This window comes from uncultured Lacinutrix sp. (genome assembly GCF_947500325.1).
In the GTDB taxonomy this organism is placed as follows: Bacteria; Bacteroidota; Bacteroidia; order Flavobacteriales; family Flavobacteriaceae; genus Lacinutrix.
Window position 1 is genome coordinate 1 of the sequence record NZ_CANMRQ010000065.1, and the last position, 989, is coordinate 989.

General features: G+C 35.3%; 1 protein-coding gene. It reads right to left on the reverse strand.

Going from position 1 to position 989, the window contains the following annotated elements:
- Nucleotides 1–403: 403 nt before the first annotated feature.
- Entirely contained in the window at nucleotides 404–889 is a 486-nt protein-coding gene (locus Q0997_RS20175) for a hypothetical protein (RefSeq protein ID WP_299892509.1), read from the reverse strand.
- Nucleotides 890–989 lie beyond the last annotated feature (100 nt).

Here is a 989-nt window from a genome sequence, read left to right on the forward strand (position 1 = left end):
CTAAAATAAGCATTTTCTATACATATTGTTGTGCACAGGTTATTTTATGTTTTAAAAGTTTTGCAATCCGATTTTTGCGCAATAAAGAGAGAAATCAGAAAACGCGGTTGAGTAAAATCAGCGTATAAAAGCAAGAGTAATATCCGATTAAAAAGGTTGAATGCGTTTTAAATCCGTTTAGAGATTGAGTAAAATCAGAAAGGAGCAGAGTATTTATTTTACATTTAATATACACTTTTTTGAGTTCGAGTGAGCACTTGTGCACAACGGTCTCGTATAACCGTCAGTTACGGGTTAATATACGCAGACTTTTCGGTTAAGCACTTACGCTAGCAGTTCCGCGTGGATTCGGACGTAGTCGAATCCGCCGTAATTGCGGTTATACATTGTTGTACAGTGTTTTTTATTCATCTAACAAGTCCAATTTCCAACCAGGATTTGGTCTTTTTTCTTTCCAATCCCAATATGTTCCATAAAAGTCGTCATGAAGCATTGAATCCATTTCGTTTTCCTCATCAAAGTCAACCAACATAACTTCTTCCCATTCTCCAAATTCAACAGTTGGGTCTGCTGTTCCGTCTATGATATTTAGTACCGAGAAAAATACGTCAGCAGTATTGCTAGCGAATACTTTTCTCAAAGCACTTTTTAAAGTCGGATTGATTTCTAGTTTTTCCAATTCCGATTTTTCTGATTCTGTTAATCCTCCGTTTGAAGGATAATTTATTAGTCGGTTTGTTCTTTTGTGTTCAAGGTCATTTACAGTATGACTTGCATTTTCCTCAATCAATTGATGGATTGAAACTAAAAGTGATTTTTTATTGTTTTCAGATAATTTCATTGGCGGTTTTTCAAATGCTGTACAACGTTCGATGTATGGAATTTGCATTTTTGTGTGCGAGGATTTTCCGCAGGAAAATCAGAAGCTAGCAAAAAAGCACAGACCTTTGGTTTGGCACTAAAATAAGCATTTTCTATACATATTGTTG